This is a genomic window from Lactobacillus sp. B4026, from assembly GCF_026535825.1.
In the GTDB taxonomy this organism is placed as follows: Bacteria; Bacillota; Bacilli; order Lactobacillales; family Lactobacillaceae; genus Lactobacillus; species Lactobacillus panisapium.
Genome location: NZ_JAFNPD010000007.1, coordinates 1 through 24,637, shown reverse-complemented (window position 1 = coordinate 24,637; position 24,637 = coordinate 1). Strand labels below are relative to the sequence as shown.

The following is a 24,637-nucleotide window of genomic DNA, read 5'->3' as shown; positions in this document are numbered from 1 at the left end:
ACCTCTTTTTTACTTTCGAATATGATATTTGTCCTCTAATCTTGTCATGGTAAAGCCGAAGATAAATGCAACGATGATTAAAGCCGAAAAGCCAAACATGGTCGTCTTAATGACAGATTGAACTACTAACATTGGTGTCACGAATGCAAACAAGCCACAAATAAATCTTGATAAACCACTTAAAAATCCTTGCAATGATGAACGAATTTCTACAGGAAAAGCTTCTTGCGTCCAGACCTTATAAATTGCTTCTCCGGCAACTTGATTACCAATATTATAGCAACCAATTGCAACCACAATTGGCCATAAATCGTGGCTTAAAATTGCTAACGAAAACATTGCTAAGAATTGTAAAATCATACCGATAACAAAAAAGATGTTTCTGTATTTACCACCTGAAAATTTAGCAAAAGCCATTGTCGCAAAAACAGCGATAATGTTAAGAACTAAACCAGCACCTGTTGCGAATGTTTGACTAGCCTTGGCTTGTACAAGCATGAAAGTCTGAAACTGACCAAAAGTATTAGCCAATAAATTCCAGCAAATGTAGAAAATCATAATGCATAACAGCATTGAAAGATACTTCTTTTTATTTTTACCAAATAAAACATTTTTAACAGAGACTTGGTCCGAACTATGATTCTTCGCTTCAGCGGCCCGCATCCGCTTATCACCTTCGATATGAAAATTACGAAATTTACTAGAAAATGTCCGCCATGCCCAAGTGATTAAAGCAACAACTGCTAAACAGGCAAATACGACCCTAGCTCCAGTTGCCCCTGCTAGTCTTGAAACCAAGAAGGCAGCACCATATGAGGCAAAGATACCAACCTGCCAGAAAATTTGAGTCGAAGCTACTAACTTCGAGGAAGTCTGATCATCTGGTGCATCATGCGAAATCATGGTTAAACTAATTGGCAAATCTAGTCCCGATGCAAGTCCAGCAATAATTGCCCCTATTAGCAATACCGGATAATTAGGCGCAAAGACACAAATTATGGCACCAAGCGCGTAAATAAAGTTCATCCAGTTAAAAGACCGTACTAATCCAAAAGCCTTCGTTACCAATCCGGTTATTAAACCACCGATTGCTATTGCAAAAGTCAAGGCACCAGAAATAACACCTACTTGACCATTAGTTAGGTTAAGTCCATTTTGCCAAACAGTAATTGTAGACGACATGCCGACAATAATGCCGGATCCTAAAATAGAGCCAAAACCTGCTGCAACAGCTAATGGCTGGTATTTTTTAGTTAAATTATTCTCACTATTAATATTATCCATTACACTATTTCCTCCTTATTTTAGTAATAATTATGCTATTTATTGGAAACGGTTCCAATAGTGCTATAATCTTAAATAGATTGCAAAATTACAGTTTAGGAGAAAATTATTGCTATGCTTAGTCCAGAAATAGAACAAGAGCTTTTACAAATTACGCCCATAGAACAGCGCCAGATTGATAATCACGGTCAAAATATTGAAGATGTTACTTTAGAGTCAATTCCAGAAACTGGCCCAATTCAAATCATGCCCTACTGGAACTTTTTTGACTATGGACGAATAGCAGTCACTGAGTCCAATCGTTTTTCTTATATTCCTGCTCATAAACACAAATTTATTGAATTAAATTATTGTATTTCGGGTCAGAGCATGCAGTATATCGATGATAAAAAAATAATTCTTAATCCCGGACAGCTTCTAATTATGGATCGTAATGTCCAGCAAAGAATTAATTATGCCCGGAAAAAAGATATCTTAGTGAATATCTTGATTCGGGATAATTACGAAGTAAGTTTGTTGCTAGATCAAATTGACCTTGAATGTAACACGATGGTTAAGCTGCTTGCTAATAGCACGAAACACAACTTCAATCACAACAATTATTTAGTCTTTGATTTGAATAATAATCTTGTTGCAAAACAACTAATCGAAAATATTATTACCCTGGGCCTTAACCAACAAGGTAAAAATATTCAGCCAATTCAGGCGATGATGCGCGCGCTAATTCTTTGCGTTGAAGATAGTGACATAGTTAAGGAGGTAATTAATTTTATCGAAGTCAAACAGGATAAAAACTTGCAAATTATTGAATACCTAAATAACCATTATCAGACTGTCACGTTGAATAGCTTAGCAGATCATTTCGGCTATAATTCCAACTACCTCGGCAACAAAATTAAAGAATCGTCCGGTCATACCTTTAAAGAATTATTGCAAATGCGCCGCTTAAATATTGCTTGCAACTTAATCCAGATTACCAAAATGCCGCTTGATGAAATAACTGCATTTGTCGGTTATGATAATCCATCCTCATTATTTCGCCTTTTTAAAAGTTATCTTCATCTTTCTCCACAAGAATACCGGAAACGCATTTTATTACCCCGACAGTTGGATGAAAATGAGGGTATTTCGCTTAATCCTTACTTTGAAGAATAAAACCTGAATTTTAGCTACAAAAAAAGAGTCGACTTCAAATAAAGTTTTGAAACCGGCTCCTATATAAAGAACCTAAGGCTATAAGCGCAAATTGGCTATTAGACCAACCTGCTTTATTCTATGCCTTCTTTAAAATCATCATCGTCTGTCATAGAGAGCAAATCGCAATCATAATCCTTTATTTCAATTCTAATTTCAAGATTGTGCAATTTTTCCATTCTATTAATTTTAGAAAAACGAAAGTGAGCGTTCCAGCACACACACAATTTGATGATTGTCCAAAAATCCTCTATAGAATAAACGGTAATGATTATTAGATTAAGTATCGCCTCTGCTCGATAATTGATTTTAAAGCTGACATCTCTTTTTGACTTATCTGCTAAAAATACAATTAAATCTGTCTGTTTATTTTTTTCCATAAACCTCCGAATATAAAATTTGTTGTGAGTAGAGACCATTTTTCCATTAACTATTATGCATTTAACCCCATAAAAAACAACCCAATATGCCGTTTTTCATAATGAAAACTATGCAAAAATAGCTTTGAATAGTTTATTTTGCCTTTTGTAAGGCAGTCCAAAGCTGGTTTCCGCGTTGACCAATTATCTTTGTTGCTACCGCAACATATTCTTCAAAACTGGAACAACCAGATAAATTTTTAGCAACTAACTTTTGATTATAACTATCATCAATAAATGCTTGTAGGTAATTAGCACTAATAAAATTGCGAAAACTTCCAAATACTTCAAAATAGTCTTTTTGTTGAAAAATCGCTTTTTTTAATTGATCATCTGCTATCATGCTTTGATTATAAAAATCATCTAGAACCTTAATAAAACAATCGAAGTAGTCAAAATATGGCCCTACTGCCCTTTTTGGGTTAATACCATTGTGTTTAGGTAAAATACCAAAATTACCTAAATGATAATTATTACAGAGTTGCATATAGGGCTGGCCCTTTTTATCGACCATTTCAAACTCAAAAATTTGTTGCTCCCCATGTGGAGTAAATTTTTCAATAGTTTGCAAAATTTCCAGCTGCTTTTCTCTTTCTAAGTACCGATAATATTTCCCATAAAACTGTTTAATTGGAATGCGGTAGGTAATTAAGGTATCTCCAGCCATGGTTTGCTTATCAAACCACGGGAAAATTTGGCAATAAATTTCATTTGTCAGCTTAGTACGGTCAGCTTCTTCTCCCTGTGTTAAGAAATCAAAAAGAAGGGCCTCTTTTTTAGGTAACGCCAAAAATTCATTGAGCGAACATTGGGGAAATTGAAGATATTTTTTTAATTTCATTTTTGTTTTCCATTATCATTTAGCATATCAGTAGGATTTCGTAGGTCACAGAAAAAGCGTCGAAAATTTCGACGCTCTGTAGTGATCTCACTTATTAAAGTTTTAATGCGTAAATTAAGAATTACCGAATCTAAACAGCATCATTATCTTTTTTATGTGACACAACATATTTATCAATCAAGAAATAAAGTCCAACTAACATCCCGGCCTGAATAATGCCAACAATATAAAATATCAGACTGAGAGCTGGTACCTTAGTAAGATAGAGTACGATTAAGGGACCAGCAATAATCACTAAAGCAGCGGGCAATAAATATTTATTAACTAATTTCAAACAATCTTTTTCTTGACACTCAATTAAGGCTAACAACGAAAGCAAAATTAAAACAATCCATAACATTTTTCGGCCTTTCTGGCTTTTAACCGTAATATTTAATAAACTAAACAGCCATTTTAGAAATAAACTGGTTGTTATAAAACAAAGTGACCTTAAAAATCTTTACTAATAGCTTTTTGTAACTTATTTGTAACCGATTTCATTATAGCATATTTTCTATACGATTTTAATTGAAACAACAAAAATAATTAAACAAAACTTTTAACAGAAAAATGATACTTTGTACTATAAAACCCTTCCAAGCTTTTTAATGCCTGAAAGGGTTAAATTCAATTTTATTTTTAATTGTCGGAATTGTCTGTTGAATTTTCAGCGCGTCGCAATTCTTCTTCCTGAATTGCTTTTTGACGGAGATATTTCTTACTATTAAGAACTGTTGCTTCACCAGTTAAGTAATTAATATCAAGTAGCGGTGAATCATTATTTAAGATTACCTGAGTGACTTTTCCTTTCATGGTCAAGCCTTTTACTGGCATTTTTATTTTAGTTTGCCGATTGGCCGGAGTCACCCCAACAAAACTAAGTAAAACTTGCCGCGCTACTAATTCATTTTGATTATATAGCGGAATTACGGCATAGTCTAACTTGCTTTGCGGATGGTCATTAATCCATTGGCGTAAACGATTCTCGTAGTAGAGCATTGCCTTAGGATTATCATCATCCATTCCAGTTGTTGAACCCTGGTTGAGGTATGCCGTTTCAGTTATTAAGTTGCGCAATTCATTATTTAAACCAGAAAACTGGTAACCAACCAAGTGTCCCCGATTAAATGCCCAAGCAGTATATGGCTTACCATTTTTGGTCGTTTCTATTTTATAGTTATGCCAACCACTTGGATTAACTGTTAGTCGCGGGGCACGCGGCTCAGTTGGCAGTTGTGACTTTTTAACTTGAATGTGGCTGCCTTGTCCTCGACCTAAGCTGTCTAAGTCCATTAAGCTTAATTGCCGCTCTTCTTGGTAAGCCCAAGGTTTCATAAATTCGGCTTGCGCCGCACTCGGAGCAAGATGCAACTCACTTGTCTGCGTAAGCTGTTCCGTTTGAGCTGAAACTGCTGTTGTGGCACTGTTATTGGTAACTTCATAGCCCGTCAATAGGCCAGTTGCGATTAAGAATGTAACTATTACTTTTCTTAGTTTCATTGGGTATAAACCTCTTTTATTAATTCTTTCCAGTTGATTTACCTGGTTTTATGGCACATTATATAAATTTAAATGATGCTCAGATACTGTTGCAGTAGTGCTAATACTATATAATATATTATAATAATACATTATTGCTGTTACTGCTTATTGCACAAAAATATTTTTCTAATCAATTGCAATTTTCGCAATAAGCTTATTATGATTATTAATCAGCTAATATTACTGTTAAATTAGCACTTTTCAATACACAAGTTATACCTGAAAAAGTTATTAGCACATTGCAATCACGGCCTTCATAATATTCTTACTATAATAAATATAGCATAGCCAAGTGTATTAGCAATACTATATATTGTACTATAAGCATATTGTATTATTATACAAATCTAGACTATGATCATGTTTTTTAGGGCAAATTTTTAGATAAAAAAGTTTTAAAAATAACAATGACAAATAAAAAAGCCGAAGCAGCAACTTCGACTTTTTGTTTAGCACCATTTAGGTGGTTTTTATGTGAAATTAGTTAATCTAAAAATCCTTTTCTCGGGGATACATGGAAGTACTTTGCAATTTCGACTAATTGCTTATCGGTGATTTCATCTAATCTATTTCCTCCTTGTGCTTGAATAGCTGTAAAAATAGTAGCAGCTTTTTCAACCGTTTCGATTAAGCCAAAGCATTCATCTGGAGTATCACCCACGGCAAACATACCATGATGAGGCCACATAACGACTCTAAAGCCATCTGCAACTTTAGCAGCAGTATGCTCGCCAATAATTGTAGTCCCAGGTGTTTCATAGGGGATAATTCCTAGACCTTCGGGTAAAACAGGCATTGATTCAGCTTGCATTTTCCAGATAATCTTACTAAAGTATTTTTCATTAAGCGGTTGAGTAAACGACATGGCAATTAAGTTGGTAACATGACAGTGCATTACTACCCGTTGGTTTGAATCAAGCTTTAACCGAGCAATATGGTTCATCAAGTGGGTTGGAAATTCACTTGTAGGCATAGCACCATCAGTGTAGCCCCAAACAATTTCACCCTTTTTACCATCAGCACTAATTTTAACTAAGCCTAAGTCTTGCTCAGTATTTTTGAAAACATTTCTAAAATACCTGCCAGTACCCGTAACTAAAAAGTATTGTCCAGCCAATGCGCTGGCGTCAAAGCCAAGGTCAAATGTTCTTTTAACTGTTTTAATATCATCATAATCAGTGAGCTCTTCAGGTTTAATCCGAATGCTCATATTGCCACCATTACGCTCATCCCAGCCATTATCATAACTCTGACGAGTAATGTTGCACATATCTCTAACAAAAGTTGAATCAATAAATTTAGCCATTATTTAATCTCCAGGGGAATAACTTCTTAATTAATTTCTCTTAAACTGAACGTTCTTTTCGTAATCCTTCAGTTCTTTATACCAATCCATGCCAACAGGAACATTATTTCTTAAGCAGAATTCATCCCAGACTGCACCAAATGGGAATGATTTCAATTCTTCAGTTTCAGCAAAACGAAGAGTAAAGTCATATTGGTTTTCTACCTCTTTCAATTTATCAATTGGTGCTAACAAACCAAGAAGCAGGGCTTTTTGCGTTGCACGAGTACCAATTACCCAAGCAGCTACACGATTAATTGATGCATCAAAGAAATCAAGGCCAATGACAGTCTTTGACAATAAATTATCTCTTATCAAAGCTGACATCATTCTAATCGTTCTGTCTTCCAATGTTGGAACATGGTCACTATCCCAGTGAACTGGACGTGTAATGTGTAAGAACATGCCTTTGCCAAATGCCAAGAATGCTGATAGGTAATCTGATGGATCTTCAGCTTCGTGGAAGTGTCCAATGTCCATGCACCAGAACTTATTTCTAGTCAAAGCGTAGTTGTCATAGAAGAAGTGTGAACCAACAGTATAGCTTTCAACACCCGTACCAAACAGCTTACCTTCATATGATTCTATTGTGTTCTTTTCATCATATTTTTCTTTGTTGATTTCATCCAAAGATTCAATTAGACGTTCACGAGGATCCAATCTGCTGATTGGCTCATCCTTCATTCCATCCATAATCCAGAAATTATCAACAGATTGAGCACCTTGCTCTTCACCAAAATAATTAGAAATAGCACGAGCATTTTTACCAACCTGAATCCAGTAATCACGAACGCCTTTTTCTGGACTAGCCAAAGTCATATTTTCTTTAACTTTAGGACTTGAGAAAAATGTTGGGTTAAAGTCTAAGTAAATGCCATTTTCCTTTGCCCAGTCAACCCAGAACTTAAAGTCTTTAGGACCAACTTCGGAAACATCTTTCTTCTTACCACTTGTAACGGCGTAAATCTGGTGCAATTGCAATCTTTGCTTGGCAGGAATCAATTTAAATGCTTCCTCCAAGTCCATCGTCAATTCTTCTGGTGTCTTAGCAATACCTGGGTAATTGCCCGAAACCCCGATACCACCCGACAGTGCTTCATCTGGAGTTAAGAAACCATGAATATCATCGCCTTGCCAGCAAGGAAGAGAAACTCTGATGTTCTGCAGCTTCTTTAAAACTTTTTCTGTATCAACGCCAACTTCAGCATAACGTTCCTTAGCAACTTTATACGCTGATTCTACTTCTTTATCGCTAACCATAATTTTCTCCTTTAATTAATCCATATGGAAAACTTCATCTAAATCTATCGTAACGGGGCTTTCATCCGGATTGACATCCATTAATTTTGCCATGTAATGCCACCATTCTTTACATCCCGGAGTCTGTGCAATTTCCCGGTACTTGGCAATATCATCTATCTCTAAATAAGCAAATAATGTTCCAGTTCTTTTATCCAAGTAAATTGAGTAATTATGAGCACCTGCTTCCTTCAAGGCCTTCTTCATTTGGGGGAACTTAGTTGGAAGACTTCGGTGCCGCTTTTCATATTCAGAAAAATAATTCGGATTAACATGCATTATTTGTCCTAATCTCACTGTCATATCACCTCACCTCTTTTAGCTGTATGTAAAAAGTTCACATAATCGGCAAGTATGCCCTCGTATTTCCCCTTTTCGGGTTCATACTTTTTAATGGCAAACGAAGCGCTAATAATTCTGCGGGCCAAATAAACATTCAAAATATCACTTCTAGTAATCATTTGAACAACTAAATTGCCAATTGCCGTGGCTTCACTTGGACCAGCATAAACGGCAATACCAGCAACTGTACTCGTTAGCTGATTAAGCAAACTAACATTTGAACCACCACCAACAATATTTAGCGTATCAATCTGATAACCAAGTATCTGATTTAGTTTTTCAATTTCATGAGCATAAAACAAAGCTAGATTAGAATAGATTGCCATGACAATTGCGCCAGGGGTATTAGGAATTTTTTGACCAGTTTCACGACAATATGCTTGAATCTCCGCAATCATATTCTTAGGATTGACAAACCGCTCATCATTAATATTGATAAATTGTTCAAATGGCTTAACTTTGCTGGCCATCTCTGCGAGTTCACTAAAAGAATATTGGTCATCCAATTCGCGCTTAACGCACTGAACCATCCACAATCCCATAATATTTTTCAGGAACCGGTAAGTACCATATGCACCCCACTCATTGGTGTAATTTTCTTTAAATGCCTCTGGACCATTTTCAGGGACATTAAGTTCTGCCCCTAATAATGACCAAGTACCCGAAGAAAGGTAAGCCCAATGATGTCCCATTCCGGGGGCACCAACTACAGCCGAAGCCGTATCATGAGTCGCTACCGTAATCACATCAGTATCCGGTAAATCATAATCGGAAAATTTACTTCGATCTAGCTTACCTAACGGTGTACCGGCATCAACTAATTTCGGAAATTGTTCCTGTTTAACATTTACTTCTTTGAGTAAATTTTGATCGAACAACCCTTCTCTTAAGCTCAACATTTGAGTAGTTGATGCATTGGTTACTTCTAGGACAGCCTTATTTGTTAACACAAAACCAATATAATCAGGAATCATCATGATTTTATCGGTCTTAGAAAGTAACTCCCTGTTTTCTTCGAATAACTGATAGAGTGTATTGAAGTTTAAAAATTGGATGCCCGTTTTTTGATAAATCCGTTCTTTTGAAACTTTAGCGGTTAAGTCCTTAATTGCATTCGTGGTGCGCGCATCACGATAACTAATAGGATCTTCCAGCTTACGTCCGTCTTTTCCGACAAGAACATAATCAACCGCCCAGGTATCTATTCCAAGAGAAATTTCGTTATAGCCTGCTTTCTTTATTTTTTGTAGTCCTAACAAAATCTCTTTAATAATATGATCAATATCCCACCGATCATGGCCATTTTTTAGGGTAAAACCATTCTTAAACCGATGCATTTCTTTAAGTGACATTTTGCCATCAGTTAGTTGACTCAACATCAGTCGACCGCTTGAAGCTCCGATGTCAACTGCTACATAAGTCTTTGCCAATTACTATCACCACGCTTTCAAACCTTACAAATATATTTATACGCGTCTTTGACAGCGCTTACAATGACATATCAGAATGCAATCTGTATCATATTGATTGGTAATTTCGCACGATTTTTTTGCTTAATCTAAAACCCCAAATAACCAAATTCACTATTCAAGAAAAAGTGGATAGTTAACGAAAGATGAAGTTAGAAATGAATAATGAATTACATGTTTTCTGAGGTAACAGAAAAAATTAGCTGGCTCTCTACTCTAATTAAAAATCAGGACAACGTCTATTGTATTAGCTTTTCTTTGGTAAAAAACGATCATATTTTTGGAGCATTTAGTATTAGTGCCCCGGTTTATCGCGTCGACAATGATAAGATTAAGACTTGGATAAAAGAAGGCCGTGAGGCTCAGCAAAAAATCTTGCAATTATTTTAGTTAAGCTATTTTGTAAAAAAATGGCTTTTTTTACTGTTACCCTTACTATTGCGGGAAATATCTAATAGACTTTAAGTAACCGAAAATGCAGTAAAACCCTATTATTAGCGCCATTTTAATGTGCATTAAATTAGTTTGATTTTTCTTGACCTTGACGTAACGTCAAAGATTATACTTTGTTTGCAAGTGAGGGATTTAATCATGTCATATTCAATAAACGACTTAGCCAAGTTAGCAGGTATTTCTACCAGAACATTACGTTACTATGATAAGTGTGGTCTTTTAAAAGCGCGAAGAGATCCAGAAAACAATTATCGTTATTATGAAGAAACCGAAGTTGATCAACTACAAAAGATAATGTTCTTAAAATTGTTTGATTTACCGTTAGCACAAATTAAACAAGTAATGGTAAGCTCACAAAAACAGCAAATCGTGACTCTGCAAAGTCAGCGGCAAAAGCTTGTTAATGAACAAAAGCGGTTGAGCGATCTGATTATTTCCTTAGACAAAACACTTGCAGTAATGAAAGGAAAAACTCAAATGAACGATGTAGAAAAATTCACAGCGCTTAAGGCTCAAGCAATTGTTGACAATGAAAAGAAGTACGGCAAAGAAATTCGCTCTAATTATGGTGATGAAACAATCGATGCTAGTAAAGAAAAATTCTGTTCATTTTCAGAAAAAGATTTCAATCATGTAGAAGATATCAAGAAGCAAATACTAATAGAGTTAAGGCCTTTAGTTGGGAACCTGGATGTTACGAAAGCAGCTGCTCAACATCTTTTTAATCTTCATCAAAAATATTTGTTAGCCATGTGGCCAACGGGACAATACTCATCAAAAGCCCATAAGGGGCTGGCAAATATGTATGTAGGGGATGCGCGATTCAGGCGATATTACGAAGAAGGCACTGGTAAAAAAGACGCCGCCAAAACTTTAAAAGCAATCATTGACTATTACGCTTAACTTTTTATCCCTTAGTCAATATTATTGGTAAATAAGTTAAAAAATCTAAACTATTAAGAAGTTATCTGACACATAGCGATTAAAGCTGTGTGTTTTTTGTACTAAGTTTTCTCTTAAAACAAAAAAGCCCATAATTAGAAATTCTAATTATGGGCTTTATTATCTACAAATTATTTAATACAAATACCACAAACCAGCAATTGATCCGATATCAAAATCCGACTGTTTTAGTCCAGTTATTTCACAAAACTTATCCGCTAATTCGGGCTGGGCCTTTGGTGACCAGACACGCAAATTGGTGCAATCTCCAGGTACGATCCAATATCCCAACTTTTTTAATTCAGGATATTTACTTACATCCAGTGTTAAACCGTTTTTCAACGAAATCAAGTATGTTGAATTAGCAAAATGCCCCCTCTTATTAAACAGTGCAGGTAATTTTTGCTCTACTGTAACTGGTTTGATTTGCCATTTCATCATTCAAGCCCCCTATCTAGCTTGTTAACTCTAACGAAATAACTTTTATGTAGTTACAGTAACACTTTCCCTGATTTGTGTAAACACTTACATTATATTCTAAACTTCTTTGTCGCTCTTTAATTTTGCTAATAAAGTATAGTTAAGTGCACATTCCTTCACACGTTAATTCCTACCCCCAGTTATAATAATGTACTTTTTTGGTAGACAGTCATTCAACAGTACTATACATTGTGGAAGCTCGGCCTGCAATAATGGCAATAAGTCGGTGGTTTGATTGGGGCACCCATTAGGGATGTACGTTACTGAATACCTATTTTCATTAATTTGTTCAATTTCAAAAATTGGCCCCTTTTGCACTTTATTATAGCCAAAGATTGTTCGATATGGTGGATTTACTTCCTTGATTAGTCTAGCAGAACTGACTACATTTTGAATTGCAGTAACCAGCCAGCCAAAGTTCTTCAATCGATTGAATTCGTATATTAATAATATGAATATGGGAATCATAGCAATCAATAATGCAACCACGAAGTTGCTATCACCATTCATACTTGATATTAGCCAAAAAACCATCACACAAAATATCCACGGAAATGCTACGATTCCAAAACTCATTGGACTAATACCCCATGGATATTGCGTATCATATTCTAATTTATTATTGATCATTATTAACTAGCCTCCTTGACATCTATTAATGCCTTGTAGAAAGCAGTTGCGGTGATGTTTTCAATTTCATGTTCTGTGAAAAGTGGTTCAGTATCCTTTACTTTTACATTAATAATCGAACCAAACGGCAGCGCCGCTTTTTTACTGATTACCTTAACTGCATAAATGGTTGCCTTATTAATCTTGTTACTATCGTTATAGTCAGGAGTTTCCTGGTATTCAAGGTTATCAAATACGAAGTAATTACCCATTACCCTCTCTAATTCCATTTCCATGTAGGATTGAATTAGGGAGTTTTTGTTTAAATGACTGTCAGAAAGAGTAGAAACATTTTTGTCATGTATTTTGCTTGTACTCTCTTTCTGGTTATCAATTATTAGCTTATTATTTGAAGTATTTTTTATTTCTGCCAAAATTTGTCCTCCTAAATATTATTGGTTACAAATCGGTCATGACCTTGCTTTTTATTTAATCAATAATGAAACAAATAAAAAATACCTTTTTCTATCCCTATATAGAAGTAATAAAAATCGGTATTGACATTTTTTTATTTTTATAAATTAAAAGCATGATTAAAGCTATTAAATGGGATTTTTCATAATATAGAGCCACAGCCCCAAAAAATCAAAAAGGATATATCGTTATTATAGGTACCAATTAAATTAAAGGAGGACATATCAATGCGCATTGTAACCATACATGGAGCACACCAATCAAAATGGTTTGATTCAATATCTAAGCCATCTAAACATCACGTATAGAGAATTTGCTGAAATAATCAATTCACTGAAAGAGGAGGAAAGATACCGAAATATTGATAAAAATGAAGAAGATGAATTAAGAATCATGCATTTGGCAAAGGGTTATAGGCCAACAGGAATTGAATTATTAATAATTTCTAAGATACAGTATGGAAGCTCAGCAGCTTGGAAAAAATTGCTTTTTCCTAATAATCAAAGTGTTTTAGACACTTTGTTGTTTACCATCCCAAAAATCATTAGTAGATACGATTCAAAGCAAAATTTTTTGAAGTTCACTCATGTTAACAACCACTGTATAAAAACTAAGTATGACTTGTATCAAGGACTATACAATAAGAAAACTTCACTGAAGACACTAACTCTAATTCTAATTAGTCAACTTATTTTAGATATCAATGCAAAATACAGAAGTTGTAAAAACAATAACTTGATTAGTCTCTATGATCACTATCATAATCAGCTTTTGGTTCATGCTCAGGAATTAATTATGCTGACTATGAATAATGAAAAAACATTAAATAAATTAAAAATTGAGCTATATCAGAACCTATCAAATCCAAATAAAATTATTTTTAAAGACCTCAATTCAATAATGATTCGCAATTTTATGAATTTGATTTAATTAATAGCAAAAAAGCCGGAGACTTCCGGCCTTTTTCATATAATTAATGATTATTCTTTCTGAAATGCTATCTCTACTTCCCATGTTGTTAATAAATACAATTATTCTATATTTCTTATTATCAATTAAAATGTATTTATTACCTCGGGCTTAACTTACACGACAAAACCCATTTTTCTTCATAAGGCTGCACATTCCGAAACAGCTGTTAATTTGCCCCTTCACATTTAGACTTTACTCTTCGCTCATACCTTCTCATTCTTAATGTTTATTTTTCTGTGGCATTTACATTAGTCAGATAAGTTGAATTTACCAAATAGTTTCATACCTAAAATAAATATAAAAATTACTTACTATAGTACGGTATATGAATTTATTCCCATTCATATATCATGTGATCTAGAAAATCAGCTATCCATATTTCTATTTCTCACGTAATACTTTCTACAAATTTTTTATATTCTCTCCAATCCTGAAATGCTGTAACAAATACTAAACCTGAATTTACTTTATATGCTTTTGCTTTTCTAATTTTTCAACTCTATCTACTGACATAGGTCCAGTTGATGCAACACACTCAATTAAAAATATCCAATTTTTCTCTTCTTGGTACAAGATAATATCTGGTATTGATTCATACATATTCATAGGAAAGCCCAAGATATGTGTTAAAGCCCTATCAAATTTTAAGTCTTTCTATTCTCTGTCACCTATACAAAGTAATTTAGAGCTACCTGCAAATTTCTGCAAACTTCTCTATGCAATATATTATGCGGACCAGACGTTAGTTTAAATTCATATCCGTTAAATTGGTATTATAGCTCTATTTCTCTATCTTTCATTGGAACAATTCTAGATTCATGATCTTTTTTGAAGTTACATAAAGCGTTCTTATATTATTTTTTATTGCTGAAAATGTAGCAATTTATAGAGTTGAGTTAACTTCATTTATCTTGGAAATTTGGAATCATTTATATATACTCCAAGATTAAATTCTTGGCATGCTGCAGTTATCTCATTGATAGACACTTCATCTTCATATTTAAATTCTAGTTTAACTTTTTTCTGAATTGAATTCAGCTGACTAGATTTTGGCTTTACTTCTTTTCTAATTACGGATATATCCTTTTTCAACTCTTTATCAATAATATTTTTTTGTTCGATATCCTTAAAAACTACAATACTTTCTAGAAGCTTATCTTTTTGGAAACTGTCTGGTGAAGGAGAAAAAACATTCTTCTGGTTTAACAAAAATTTTTCTACATAGAAATCAATTGAATCAGCCAGAATAAATCTATAAACCAACATAGAAGTATAGCTTGATTCTAAGCAAGATTCTTGTGGATAAACAGTGAGAAATCTATATTGATCTAAATACACTACTGTGAAACTTTTTATCAAACGGTCTTTATACATCAAATTTAGTGTTTCCCAGTTTACACGGGCTCTGTTTTGTGATAAGGAATATGACTGTATTTTATGACGCGAGTCCTTATCAATATCATCCACCAAATAAATGCAATAATCAGGATCAAATTCATATAAAAACCTTTTTTCTCCATCCTCAGAGTATTCCCAATTAGTTATATCCGAAAGTTTATATTTATATTGCTCTTTAGGTGGTAAATCTAATCTAAACCTTTTTTTCCATAATTTTCCTACCTGATAGTCTTTGGCAGTTTGATTTATTGCCGTATTAGTATCATTTAATCTACAGAAAATCTGTCCGGGTTGAATTATATTTGTACACTTTTTAGGACGATATTGTTTTGTTAAATATACTGGTACTTGATTAAAATCCTTTATAATAATCACATCTATAGTATGCTGTTCTATCGGTAAGGATTCCACCCTTACAACAGGAGTTTCGTGATTAGCAATAGGTAAATGCCCTAAATAATCTGTTAATTTTTGCGTATTATATCTATTTTTATCGTTTTCAATGCCCACTATAGTATGGTCACGATCATTTTTAACGCCCATTATTAAATAGCAATCATGATGGTGAGCCGTATTAACGAAGCTAAATATGTCTTTTATCATTTCATCTTTTTTATTTTGAACGTACCATTCTTCTTTAAAATCGTGATACTCATCTTCATCTTCACAAATAAGATTAGTTATTATATCTCCCAGCATAAGCCTTTTCTCCTCATACAATTTCAATTAAATTTTATCTTTTTTCAGATTCTATGTAAAATACAGGTTTAACCCGCAGACTAAAAAAGCAGACCATAGCATCCTGCTAATCATACTATTTTGAATACTCTCACTTACTTAAACACACTACAAACATATTCACCCTTCGCGCGTCTATTGGTGTGCCTATTTACTTAAAATCAAACTTATTTCATGATTTTTCAAAACAAACAAAAACCTTTCAAATGCTGTCCTAATAGGATTCATTTGAAAGGATTTGAAATATTAAACGATAAATTTATGCTGATTGCCAGAATCGAACTGGCGACCTTTTCTTTACGAGGGAAACGCTCTACCAACTGAGCTAAATCAGCAATTTTGGCAACATTCAAATTATACCAAAACTAAAAAAAACGTGCAATTAAATGTCAGACTTTCTTTAATATTGCCAGAGAAAAAACCTATTGCTGCATACAAGCAATAGGTTTAATTGCCTACTTCCAATCTAGGCATAAGCCCTGTTGATGAAGCAGTTCCGGCAGTTGGTCCCGGTCAGTCGTTTTATTATCTAATTTTGCACCGGTGATTTGCTTGGTAAACGAATCAATTCGCTTATTGGAATCACGCAAATCATAATAAGTGGTGACAACTTGATCATAGTCGCGCAATTTGTCCACTTTAAAGTCCCGGGGATATTCGTTCTCAAAAGTAGTAAATTCTAGAGGCAAACGCGGTTTTAACTGCGGTTCTTGATCTGGGATACCGACCTGCATCCCTAAGACTGGAAAAGTTAACGGTGGCAAGTCAAGTTCAGCAAGCATTTCAAGAGGATGATCATTAATTGTCCCCAGCGGAACATAACCCAATTCCATGCTTTCAACCGCATTAGCAACATTTTGCCAAGCCAGCAGCGTATCTTCCATTGCCTGGAAAAATATATCCGTCGTATGAACGCGGCCATCGTCCTTATTAAGCTGTTGACGAATTTGCTGGTTTCGGTAAAGGTCAACAATAAAAATAAACAAATCACCTTCAGCACCAACATATTTTTGACCACAAAGTTCCCTAATCTTTTCCCGCTTAGCTTGATCAGTAATATGCAGTAAACTAGCGTTTTGCATAAACATACTAGTTGCTGTGTGTTGAAAAACTGTGTATAAAGTTGTTAATTGCTCAGAATCTAAACTTTTATCCTTAAATTTTCGGATCGAGCGATGATTAATTTGCTTATTAATTGTTGAATTATGAATCATTTGCCTACTTCTTTCTATTCATCTTACTAAAAGTAAGTCTATTGCAAATTTTTTTTGCTGTCAATTAACTCATTTAGAAAAAACTGAAATTCGCTCCTATTCTATGCTAAAATCAAGTTAACTACATATATTCAATGGAGGTAATTATGCGCATATTAGTTATTGGTGGTGCTGGCTATATTGGCTCTGTGGCAGTCAGTGAATTGGTTAAACAAGGCTATGAAGTAGTCGTTCTTGATGCTTTATATACCGGACACAGAAAAGCAGTTGACCCTCAAGCCAAATTTTATCAAGGCGATATTGAAGATAAGTTCTTAGTTAGCCAAATTTTACGTAATGAAAAAATTGACGCAGTAATGCACTTTGCCGCTTACTCTTTAGTCCCTGAATCAGTGAAAAAGCCCCTCAAGTACTATGATAATAATGTTGCGGGAATGATTGCCCTGCTTGAGGCAATGACTGATGCCGATGTTAAGTATCTGATTTTCTCTTCAAGTGCAGCCACTTATGGTATTCCGGAAAAGTTGCCGATTACTGAAGAATCACCCCTAAACCCAATCAATCCATATGGCGACACTAAAGTAATGATGGAAAAAATCATTCATTGGGCTGATCAGGCTGATGGCATCAAATCAATTGCTTTACGTTACTTTAATGTTGCTGGTGCTGGTAATAAAGGCGAAATTGGCGAGGATCATCACCCTGAAACCCATCTGGTACCTAATATTCTGCGCAGCGCCATTTCCGGTGACGGGAAGTTTACTATCTTTGGCAATGACTATGATACTAAAGATGGCACTAATATCCGTGATTACGTTGAGGTTAATGACCTGATCGATGCGCATATCTTGGCCTTAAAGTACTTAATTAAAAACAAGCAATCTGATGTATTTAATATCGGAACTGCTCACGGGTACTCCAATTTAGAGATTTTACAAGCAGCACGCCAAGTTACTGGTATCGACATCCCTTACACAATGGGACCAAGGCGTTCTGGCGATCCTGATAGCCTAGTCGCTGACTCGACTAAGGCAAGAACCATTTTAAACTGGCAACCTAAGCATGAAACAGCTGAAGATACGATTGCAAGCGCATGGCAATGGCACCAAAAGCATCCAAACGGTTATGAAGATAAATAAAAAAATTCACTGATCAACTAAACTTAGTTTGGTCGTGAATTTTTTATTTACCATCTTATTGTTTAATCATGGTGTATAAATCCATATCGCAAAACTTACCGTGATACTTAACTTCATCCTTTAAAAGCGCAACATGCGTAAAATTTAGTCTTTCAGCAATTGCTCTACTGGCAAGGTTGTTGTGGTCCGCTAGAAGCTTGACTTGATGTAATCCGAGTTCGTTAAAAGAAAAAGCAACTAGTCGCCTGACTGCTTCAGTCATGATACCCTTTTTTTGATAAGCTTGAGACAACCAGTAACCAATTTCGGCACTTTCATTCTTCCACTTAATAGTATGTAAATCGACCATCCCGGCTGGCTGTTCATTGACCAAGATGACTAGCGGTAACTTACGGTATTGCGCGAAATCATTTCGCATAGCCCTGATAAAATCGACCTCATCTTCAACCGCTGACATTTTTCCCGCCCAAGGTAAAAAATGAGCTAGCTCAGCGCGATCATGAGCAATTATGTCATAGAGCTTGTCCGCATACTTTACTTCGGGTAATGCCAATTTAACTTCGTAACTATTAATCTCAAATTCACAGCAAGTAAACATCCAGCATTCCTCCTTAATTATAATTTAATATAGTTTATCATACTACAATAACAAGGCATTCGGCCATTTTTACTAGCAATAAACAAATTAAATTTTAGAATTTTTTCAGCTTTTAGCAGTCAAACTTCTCATACTAATGCTATAATCGAATATTGTAATATAAAAAAAGAAATAGAATTTGGAGTGATTTGATGAACGATGAAGATGAAAAAAAAGGCTCGGGTTATGAACGAACTCTAACCAATGCCCATATTCAGCTGATTGCGCTGGGTGGAACCATTGGGACCGGGCTTTTCCTAGGAGTTGGTAACAGTATCCGCCGAGCTGGTCCAAGCGTTATTTTGATTTACATTATTGTTGGTATTTTCTTATTTTTATTAATGCGTGCTTTGGGTGAATTAATCGTTTCAGACTTATCCAAACATACTTATATTGACTTTATTAAAAAATATCTTGGCAAAAATATCGGCTTCATCTCAGGCTATCTTTATTGGATTAGCTGGGTCACTTTAGGAATGGCCGAGATGACGGCACTTGGAATTTATTTTCAATACTGGTTTCCCCATCTGCCTACATGGGTGCCAGGACTTGTTACGATCGCGGTTTTGCTTTGCATCAATTTGCTGTCAGCGCGCCTTTTCGGCAACCTCGAGTTTAGTTTTGCCATTATTAAAATCGTAACTGTGATTGCTTTCGTCATTTTAGTCGGTTATTTATTGTTAACTGGGGGCAAAACCAGTTTTGGCCCTGTCACCCTAGCTAATTTAACGACCAATGGCGGCTTTTTTGCCCAGGGAAGCAACGGCTTTTTCGCTGGTTTTCAGATGGTTATCTTCAGCTTTGTCGGTGTTGAACTTGTTGGCTTAACTGCAGCCGAGGCACAGAACCCTAAGGTAACGATTAAAAAGGCAATCAATGAGGTACCAATGCGAATTATTTTATTCTATGTTTTGGCCATTATTGCTATTTTAATCGTTATCCCATGGAATAAAGTATCAACCAATTCAAGTCCTTTTGTGCAAACACTTGCAGCTACGGGTATTCGCAACGCTGGTTCAATTATTAACTTCGTTGTTATTTCCGCAGCCGTCTCTTCAACTAATAGTATTTTGTATAGCGCAGGACGTTTACTGTTTTCCGTCACTTTTAATGGCAAGGGAAAATGGAATCAGACATTTGGCCATTTAAGACGGCAACTACCTCAAAATGCGCTGCTTTTATCAGCAGGATTAATGGAACTTGCCCCCTTTGTTATTATTCTTATCGGTAAAGAGGCCTTTAATTTTATTTCATCAACCTCTACAAGTATGTTTCTTATTATTTGGTGCTTGATGCTTTTAACCCATATCTCTTACCGCAAAAAGACTAATTCTGCTGAATTAACAGATTTTAAAATGCCGGGCTTTCCATTCTGGGATTATGCAACCTTAGCATTTTTCATTATCATGATTATTCTGTTATTAATTCTCCCAAGCAACCGTATCTCAATGATTGCCGCCCTATTAACATTCATTATTTTGTTTAGTCTTGCCAAATTCTGGCGCAAAGAAGCAGCCTAACTGGGCAAAATAACCTTAGGGGAAACTTGAATTACCATTATTTTTATAATAAAATTTAGGTTAATTAAAATATTTAATCACCACCGGGCGATAGCACTTAGTGAACTCTTTAGGTCTTAGTAGAGTTTGCTAGGTGCTCTTTTTTTAGGAGGAACTATTATGGAAACATTTGTCGTTGATCAAAAGTTTTGGGAAATCTTTCCTGAAGCTAAAATTTTCACGCTAGTTGTCAATGGTATTGATAATCACATCCCTAGCGATGTCTCTAGCTACCAACAAATATTGAATCAAGCCGAAGAAAAAGCACAAGTATATTTAACTGAACCTGACTTTAAAGATAATCCTGTAATTGCCCAATGGCGGGAAGCTTTTAGTCAATTTAAAAAGAAAAAGGGCGCTCGTGCATCTATTGAAGCATTACTCAAACGCGTAGCCCAGGGCAGAACATTTACCCCAATTAATCCACTGGTTGATCTCTACAACAGCGTTTCACTGGAATATGGCGTTCCTTGCGGTGGCGAAGATCTTGCTAAAATTGCTGGAACCATGCATTTAGGCCTTGCCAGCGGTAATGAAGAATTTTATCCTATCGGTGCTACTAAAAATGAACCGCCTAGGACTGATGAAATCATTTATTATGATCAAACTGGTGCGGTGTGTCGTTCACTTAATTGGCGTGATGGTGAAAGAACCATGTTGACTGAAGACACAACTAACGCAATCTTAATCATGGAAGCAGTAAATGAGGAGCAAAAGGATAGAACTAATACTGCCATTAATGCACTTCAAGACATAATTGCCACTAAGTTAGGTGTTAAAGGTACTATTCAAGAATTTACAAAATAGTAAAAAAAGAAGCTTTAAATAATTTCATACTTAAAACTTCTTTTTGTTTATTTACTTAAAAATCTTCTTTTGAGATTTTGCCACAGACTCAGCGCTTGTCGCATATGGTCAGCAGGGACATATTTGCGAATTGCTCGCAGCGTTTTTTTATTGTTCTTAGTTGTAAAAATAAATGTTCCGCTAGTCCGCGTTCTGATTTCAAAACGTGGTATATAGCGTCCTTTAAAATGAACATCAGCTACAACATAAGTCACTTCATTCCACGGTATCTGAACGTAATCAGATAAATTACGTTCATTGTAAAACTCAAACGCCTTATCGCCCACCATCGTTTTACCATATACAGCAACTGCACGAAACCAAGTGGCTTCAGCTGTTAAATCGACTTTAGTATTTTGTGATTCAACCATTTTATCCTAAATAACATGTAAAACGTGTAATAATACACCAACAATAAAGATAGCAATAATAATTACAATTGGTGAAACTTTCTTCTTCAAAAGCCACATGCAAAGGAATGTTAGCAGTAAACCAGCTAAACCTGGAATTAACATATCCAAGTTATTTTGCAAGGTAGTTACCTTAAACTTAGTCAAGGATAAACCATTTGCTTGTCCTAGCAGAGCTTGTTGAATTCCCTTGGCACCAGCAGGAAGCGAGTTCCAATCAATATAACCACCCTTTTGGACCGGTGTTCTCGAAACAATCGGCGTAAACTTGATGTTTACCCAACGCTCAATTAATGATCCTAAAACAAACATCCCCATCATGGACGCACCACGGGTTACCTTTTGTAAAAGACCACCAGACATATCATTAGTAATTGCTGAACCGGCTTTATAACCAAATTCTTGGGTGTACCACATAAAGGCAATTCTAATTACATTCCATAAAACAAAGAATAGAATTGGCCCTAAGAGGTTACCTTGGATAGCCATTGATGCACCGAGGGCACCTAAAATTGGCCGCACAGTATACCAGAAAACAGGGTCACCAACACCAGCTAGTGGTCCCATCATTCCGACCTTAACACCTTGAATAGCTTCATCTTCAACTTTAGCACCATTTGCCTTGTCCTCTTCCAAAGCCAAAGTAACACCTAAAATAGGTGAAACAAGGTATGGGTGGACGTTGAAGAATACTAAGTGACGCTGAAGCGCAGCAGCCATATCATCTTTATTTGGATATAATTTTCTTAGTGCCGGAATAAGTGAGTATGCGAACCCACCGTTTTGCATTCTTTCGTAGTTCCATGAAGCCTGCAAGAATTGTGAGTGCCACATAACATTGAAGCGGTCGGCTTTAGTTAATTTGATTTTTTGATCAGCCATAATAAAATCCTCCTCTTAAATATCACTTTAATAGTCATCAATGATATCGCCGAGCGGATCGCCGGTACCTTCATCATCTGAACTAGATTTGCCATTGCCACCCTTTGATTCAAGAGCAAGGTACATCAGAGCCATAGCAAGACCGATTGCACCTAAGGCAATTAAAGTTAAGTCCTTGATTGCTGCCAAGGCAAAACCAATTGCGAAGAATGGCCATACTTCACGACTAGCCATCATGTTAATAACCATTGCATAACCAACGGCTACGACCATGGCACCACCAAGTGACATTCCTTCACTCAGCCATGCTGGCATTAGTCCTAGCCAATACTTAACCGTTGAAGCTGGGATTGCTAATAAGAGTGCTGCCGGAATAGCAATTCGCAGCCCCTGTAAGCAGACATCGATCCATTGCCACATATTAATCTTGCGCCAGTTGCCCTTTTTAGCTTCGGCATCCATGATGTGCACAATAGCAGTTGAAATGGTCCGAACGATCATGGTTAAAAATAGTCCGGCAACAGCTAATGGCATCGCAATACCTGTAGCCATACCGATTCCTTTAGTTCCTTGTCCACTCTCAACCAGGATAATTGCTGAAGCAACTGATGCTAAAGCAGCATCTGGAGCTACGGCAGCACCGATATTAGCCCAACCTAAGGCAATCATTTGTAATTGACCACCTAAAATAACACCCAAGTCCAAGTGACCAGTAACTAAACCAATCAACGTACATGCAACAAGGGGTTGGTGGAATTCCCATTGATCTAAGATACCTTCCATACCTGCAAGAAAGGCAACTAGAACAACTAAAATCATTTGAATAGCATTCATTTTTTGCTCCTACTTCCTTATTTCTTTTGCTCGTCAAGCAAACTCTGGGCCTTATTTAAAATAGCGTCCATATTGCCCTCTTTGTCAGTTGGCACTTTCCGTACGTCAAACTTAACTCCTAATTTAGCAAGTTCGTGGAAAGTGTCTACATCTTCTTGGTTCATTGATAAAACATTGTTAGCATTAACATCACCAACTGAATAAGACATAGAACCGACATTAACCGTTTTAATATCAACCCCTGCTTTAATAACAGTTAAAACATCTTCAGGGTTTTCAAATAAAAGCAGCGCATGAGTATTGCCAAAGCGTGGGTCTTTAGCAATCTCAATCATCTTTTTAATTGGTACAGTGTGAGCCTTAACACCAGCAGGTGCGGCTTCACGAATCATGCTCTTACGCATCTCGTCTTTAGCAACACTGTCAGACACAACTATTACCCGATCAGGGTGCATCGTTGGAATCCAACCAGTCGCAACCTGACCATGTAATAGACGTGAATCAATTCGAGCTAAAACAAACTTAATGTGTCCGTCACCAACAACTGTTCCTTCCGGAATAGTCTTCTTTTTGCCAGTTTCCTGAGTTTCAGAAACTACCTTACTCTCTGACTTCGGCATTAATTCAGCTGGCTTTGTTTTAATACCATCTTTTGCTGGTTCAACAATTGCAGTCGCAATTTCATGAGCTGTAGCATCAGGATTAGTCATTCTTTGCGTTAAAGCTTCAACAACCATCGGTAAATTCATACCAGCTACAACAGCCCAGTTGGGATGATTTTCAAGCAAGCCATTTGCCTGATTAAACGGTGTACCGCCCCATAGATCAACTAGTAGCAATACTTCAGCTTGATCATCAAATGAAGCAATCGCCTTGTCCATTTTGCCCTTAATATCATCCGGCCCCTCATCGGGTGTCAAAATTACATGAGCAAAATTGCTTTGTTCACCAAATAACATTTGCGCTGACTGCGCAATGCCATCGGCAAAACCACCATGGCTGGCTAATACAATTCCTACCATGAGATTTCCTCCTTTAGATAAAACGTATCCTTCATTATTGTACATTGAAAGTGCGTTCAAGTCACGCCACCTAACAATTTTCTAATATAATAAGACTAATCTTTTAATCATAAGTGAATCAAAAACCGCACAAAAAAAAGAGGACTATCATTAGTCCTCTTTCTTACTTGCTCCGGCTGTCAGACTCGAACTGACGACATCTTGATTAACAGTCAAGCGCTCTACCAACTGAGCTAAGCCGGAATATTAAAAAA

At 35.9% G+C, this 24,637-nt stretch carries 26 protein-coding genes, 2 tRNA genes and 1 pseudogene; 7 read left to right on the top strand and 22 right to left on the bottom strand.

What is annotated here, in order from left to right:
- Positions 1-9: 9 nt before the first annotated feature.
- The gene (locus J3U69_RS06770; protein ID WP_220220743.1) at positions 10-1,284 is read right to left on the bottom strand and encodes an MFS transporter; all 1,275 of its coding nucleotides are present in this window, start codon (positions 1,282-1,284) and stop codon (positions 10-12) included.
- Positions 1,285-1,398: 114 nt separating this feature from the next.
- Between J3U69_RS06770 and J3U69_RS06765 the strand changes: the two genes are divergently transcribed.
- Positions 1,399-2,439 (top strand): AraC family transcriptional regulator, encoded by a 1,041-nt coding sequence (locus J3U69_RS06765; RefSeq protein ID WP_267413497.1) that lies wholly within the window; start codon positions 1,399-1,401, stop codon positions 2,437-2,439.
- A gap of 113 nt (positions 2,440-2,552) precedes the next feature.
- Here J3U69_RS06765 and J3U69_RS06760 read toward each other — a convergent pair whose 3' ends face one another.
- The 8 genes from J3U69_RS06760 to rhaB form a co-directional block, all read right to left on the bottom strand.
- Entirely contained in the window at positions 2,553-2,858 is a 306-nt protein-coding gene (locus J3U69_RS06760) for a hypothetical protein (RefSeq protein ID WP_220220741.1), read from the bottom strand.
- A 133-nt stretch (positions 2,859-2,991) separates the two neighbouring features.
- Positions 2,992-3,738 (bottom strand): DUF6994 family protein, encoded by a 747-nt coding sequence (locus J3U69_RS06755; RefSeq protein ID WP_267413495.1) that lies wholly within the window; start codon positions 3,736-3,738, stop codon positions 2,992-2,994.
- 130 nt (positions 3,739-3,868) lie between these two features.
- Complete coding sequence (locus J3U69_RS06750; RefSeq protein ID WP_267413494.1) at positions 3,869-4,138, bottom strand: hypothetical protein; 270 nt, start codon at positions 4,136-4,138, stop codon at positions 3,869-3,871.
- Positions 4,139-4,416: 278 nt separating this feature from the next.
- The gene (locus J3U69_RS06745) at positions 4,417-5,277 is read right to left on the bottom strand and encodes a DNA/RNA non-specific endonuclease (protein WP_267413493.1); all 861 of its coding nucleotides are present in this window, start codon (positions 5,275-5,277) and stop codon (positions 4,417-4,419) included.
- Positions 5,278-5,803: 526 nt separating this feature from the next.
- The gene (rhaD, locus tag J3U69_RS06740) at positions 5,804-6,625 is read right to left on the bottom strand and encodes a rhamnulose-1-phosphate aldolase (RefSeq protein ID WP_267413492.1); all 822 of its coding nucleotides are present in this window, start codon (positions 6,623-6,625) and stop codon (positions 5,804-5,806) included.
- Positions 6,626-6,655: 30 nt separating this feature from the next.
- On the bottom strand, positions 6,656-7,924 hold the full coding sequence (locus J3U69_RS06735; protein ID WP_267413490.1) for an L-rhamnose isomerase: 1,269 nt from the start codon (positions 7,922-7,924) through the stop codon (positions 6,656-6,658).
- Positions 7,925-7,939: 15 nt separating this feature from the next.
- Positions 7,940-8,266 carry an L-rhamnose mutarotase gene (rhaM, locus tag J3U69_RS06730; protein ID WP_267413488.1) on the bottom strand — a complete coding sequence of 109 codons (327 nt, stop codon included), beginning with the start codon at positions 8,264-8,266 and terminating at the stop codon, positions 7,940-7,942.
- On the bottom strand, positions 8,263-9,735 hold the full coding sequence (rhaB, locus tag J3U69_RS06725; protein WP_267413486.1) for a rhamnulokinase: 1,473 nt from the start codon (positions 9,733-9,735) through the stop codon (positions 8,263-8,265). The genes rhaM and rhaB overlap by 4 nt, the downstream gene beginning before the upstream one ends.
- Before the next feature lie 204 nt (positions 9,736-9,939).
- On the opposite strand from rhaB, the gene J3U69_RS06720 reads away from it, so the two are divergent.
- Positions 9,940-10,164 carry a hypothetical protein gene (locus J3U69_RS06720; protein ID WP_267413483.1) on the top strand — a complete coding sequence of 75 codons (225 nt, stop codon included), beginning with the start codon at positions 9,940-9,942 and terminating at the stop codon, positions 10,162-10,164.
- A gap of 201 nt (positions 10,165-10,365) precedes the next feature.
- A complete protein-coding gene (locus J3U69_RS06715) occupies positions 10,366-11,130 on the top strand; it encodes a MerR family transcriptional regulator (protein ID WP_267413482.1) in 765 nt (254 codons plus the stop codon).
- A 174-nt stretch (positions 11,131-11,304) separates the two neighbouring features.
- On the opposite strand, the gene J3U69_RS06710 is transcribed toward J3U69_RS06715, so the two are convergent.
- The 3 genes from J3U69_RS06710 to J3U69_RS06700 form a co-directional block, all read right to left on the bottom strand.
- The gene (locus J3U69_RS06710) at positions 11,305-11,610 is read right to left on the bottom strand and encodes a hypothetical protein (protein ID WP_103753115.1); all 306 of its coding nucleotides are present in this window, start codon (positions 11,608-11,610) and stop codon (positions 11,305-11,307) included.
- Between the two features lie 162 nt (positions 11,611-11,772).
- Positions 11,773-12,279 carry a hypothetical protein gene (locus J3U69_RS06705; RefSeq protein ID WP_267385744.1) on the bottom strand — a complete coding sequence of 169 codons (507 nt, stop codon included), beginning with the start codon at positions 12,277-12,279 and terminating at the stop codon, positions 11,773-11,775.
- A gap of 2 nt (positions 12,280-12,281) precedes the next feature.
- On the bottom strand, positions 12,282-12,692 hold the full coding sequence (locus J3U69_RS06700) for a hypothetical protein (protein WP_267413481.1): 411 nt from the start codon (positions 12,690-12,692) through the stop codon (positions 12,282-12,284).
- Positions 12,693-12,978: 286 nt separating this feature from the next.
- Here J3U69_RS06700 and J3U69_RS06695 point away from each other — a divergent pair, with 286 nt between their 5' ends.
- Positions 12,979-13,662 (top strand): hypothetical protein, encoded by a 684-nt coding sequence (locus J3U69_RS06695; RefSeq protein WP_267413480.1) that lies wholly within the window; start codon positions 12,979-12,981, stop codon positions 13,660-13,662.
- 504 nt (positions 13,663-14,166) lie between these two features.
- Here the strand turns inward: J3U69_RS06695 and J3U69_RS10435 are convergent.
- The 4 genes and pseudogenes from J3U69_RS10435 to J3U69_RS06680 all read right to left on the bottom strand — a co-directional run.
- A pseudogene (locus tag J3U69_RS10435) lies at positions 14,167-14,340 on the bottom strand (BsuBI/PstI family type II restriction endonuclease); the annotation flags it as partial.
- A 270-nt stretch (positions 14,341-14,610) separates the two neighbouring features.
- Positions 14,611-15,801, bottom strand: a complete 1,191-nt coding sequence (locus J3U69_RS06690) for an ATP-binding protein (protein ID WP_267413479.1) — start codon at positions 15,799-15,801, stop codon at positions 14,611-14,613.
- A 301-nt stretch (positions 15,802-16,102) separates the two neighbouring features.
- Positions 16,103-16,175 (bottom strand) — tRNA-Thr (locus J3U69_RS06685).
- 120 nt (positions 16,176-16,295) lie between these two features.
- Entirely contained in the window at positions 16,296-17,054 is a 759-nt protein-coding gene (locus J3U69_RS06680) for an NADPH-dependent oxidoreductase (RefSeq protein ID WP_220220730.1), read from the bottom strand.
- Positions 17,055-17,200: 146 nt separating this feature from the next.
- Between J3U69_RS06680 and galE the strand changes: the two genes are divergently transcribed.
- Entirely contained in the window at positions 17,201-18,193 is a 993-nt protein-coding gene (galE, locus tag J3U69_RS06675; RefSeq protein WP_267413478.1) for a UDP-glucose 4-epimerase GalE, read from the top strand.
- Positions 18,194-18,248: 55 nt separating this feature from the next.
- Here the strand turns inward: galE and J3U69_RS06670 are convergent, their stop codons facing one another.
- Positions 18,249-18,791: a GNAT family N-acetyltransferase gene (locus tag J3U69_RS06670; RefSeq protein WP_267413477.1), complete on the bottom strand. Its 543-nt coding sequence runs from the start codon at positions 18,789-18,791 to the stop codon at positions 18,249-18,251.
- A gap of 191 nt (positions 18,792-18,982) precedes the next feature.
- On the opposite strand from J3U69_RS06670, the gene J3U69_RS06665 reads away from it, so the two are divergent.
- Positions 18,983-20,350, top strand: a complete 1,368-nt coding sequence (locus tag J3U69_RS06665) for an amino acid permease (RefSeq protein WP_220220727.1) — start codon at positions 18,983-18,985, stop codon at positions 20,348-20,350.
- 159 nt (positions 20,351-20,509) lie between these two features.
- Complete coding sequence (locus tag J3U69_RS06660; protein ID WP_267413476.1) at positions 20,510-21,196, top strand: B3/4 domain-containing protein; 687 nt, start codon at positions 20,510-20,512, stop codon at positions 21,194-21,196.
- Between the two features lie 47 nt (positions 21,197-21,243).
- On the opposite strand, the gene J3U69_RS06655 is transcribed toward J3U69_RS06660, so the two are convergent.
- The 5 genes from J3U69_RS06655 to J3U69_RS06635 all read right to left on the bottom strand — a co-directional run bounded on the left by J3U69_RS06655 (position 21,244) and on the right by J3U69_RS06635 (position 24,626).
- Complete coding sequence (locus tag J3U69_RS06655; RefSeq protein ID WP_267413475.1) at positions 21,244-21,606, bottom strand: DUF956 family protein; 363 nt, start codon at positions 21,604-21,606, stop codon at positions 21,244-21,246.
- A 6-nt stretch (positions 21,607-21,612) separates the two neighbouring features.
- Positions 21,613-22,527: a PTS system mannose/fructose/sorbose family transporter subunit IID gene (locus J3U69_RS06650; RefSeq protein WP_267413474.1), complete on the bottom strand. Its 915-nt coding sequence runs from the start codon at positions 22,525-22,527 to the stop codon at positions 21,613-21,615.
- A 27-nt stretch (positions 22,528-22,554) separates the two neighbouring features.
- Positions 22,555-23,361: a PTS mannose/fructose/sorbose transporter subunit IIC gene (locus J3U69_RS06645; protein WP_220235136.1), complete on the bottom strand. Its 807-nt coding sequence runs from the start codon at positions 23,359-23,361 to the stop codon at positions 22,555-22,557.
- Between the two features lie 17 nt (positions 23,362-23,378).
- Positions 23,379-24,383 (bottom strand): mannose/fructose/sorbose PTS transporter subunit IIA, encoded by a 1,005-nt coding sequence (locus J3U69_RS06640; RefSeq protein ID WP_220235135.1) that lies wholly within the window; start codon positions 24,381-24,383, stop codon positions 23,379-23,381.
- Between the two features lie 170 nt (positions 24,384-24,553).
- Positions 24,554-24,626: transfer RNA gene (locus tag J3U69_RS06635), tRNA-Asn, on the bottom strand.
- Between the last annotated feature and the right edge of the window lie 11 nt (positions 24,627-24,637).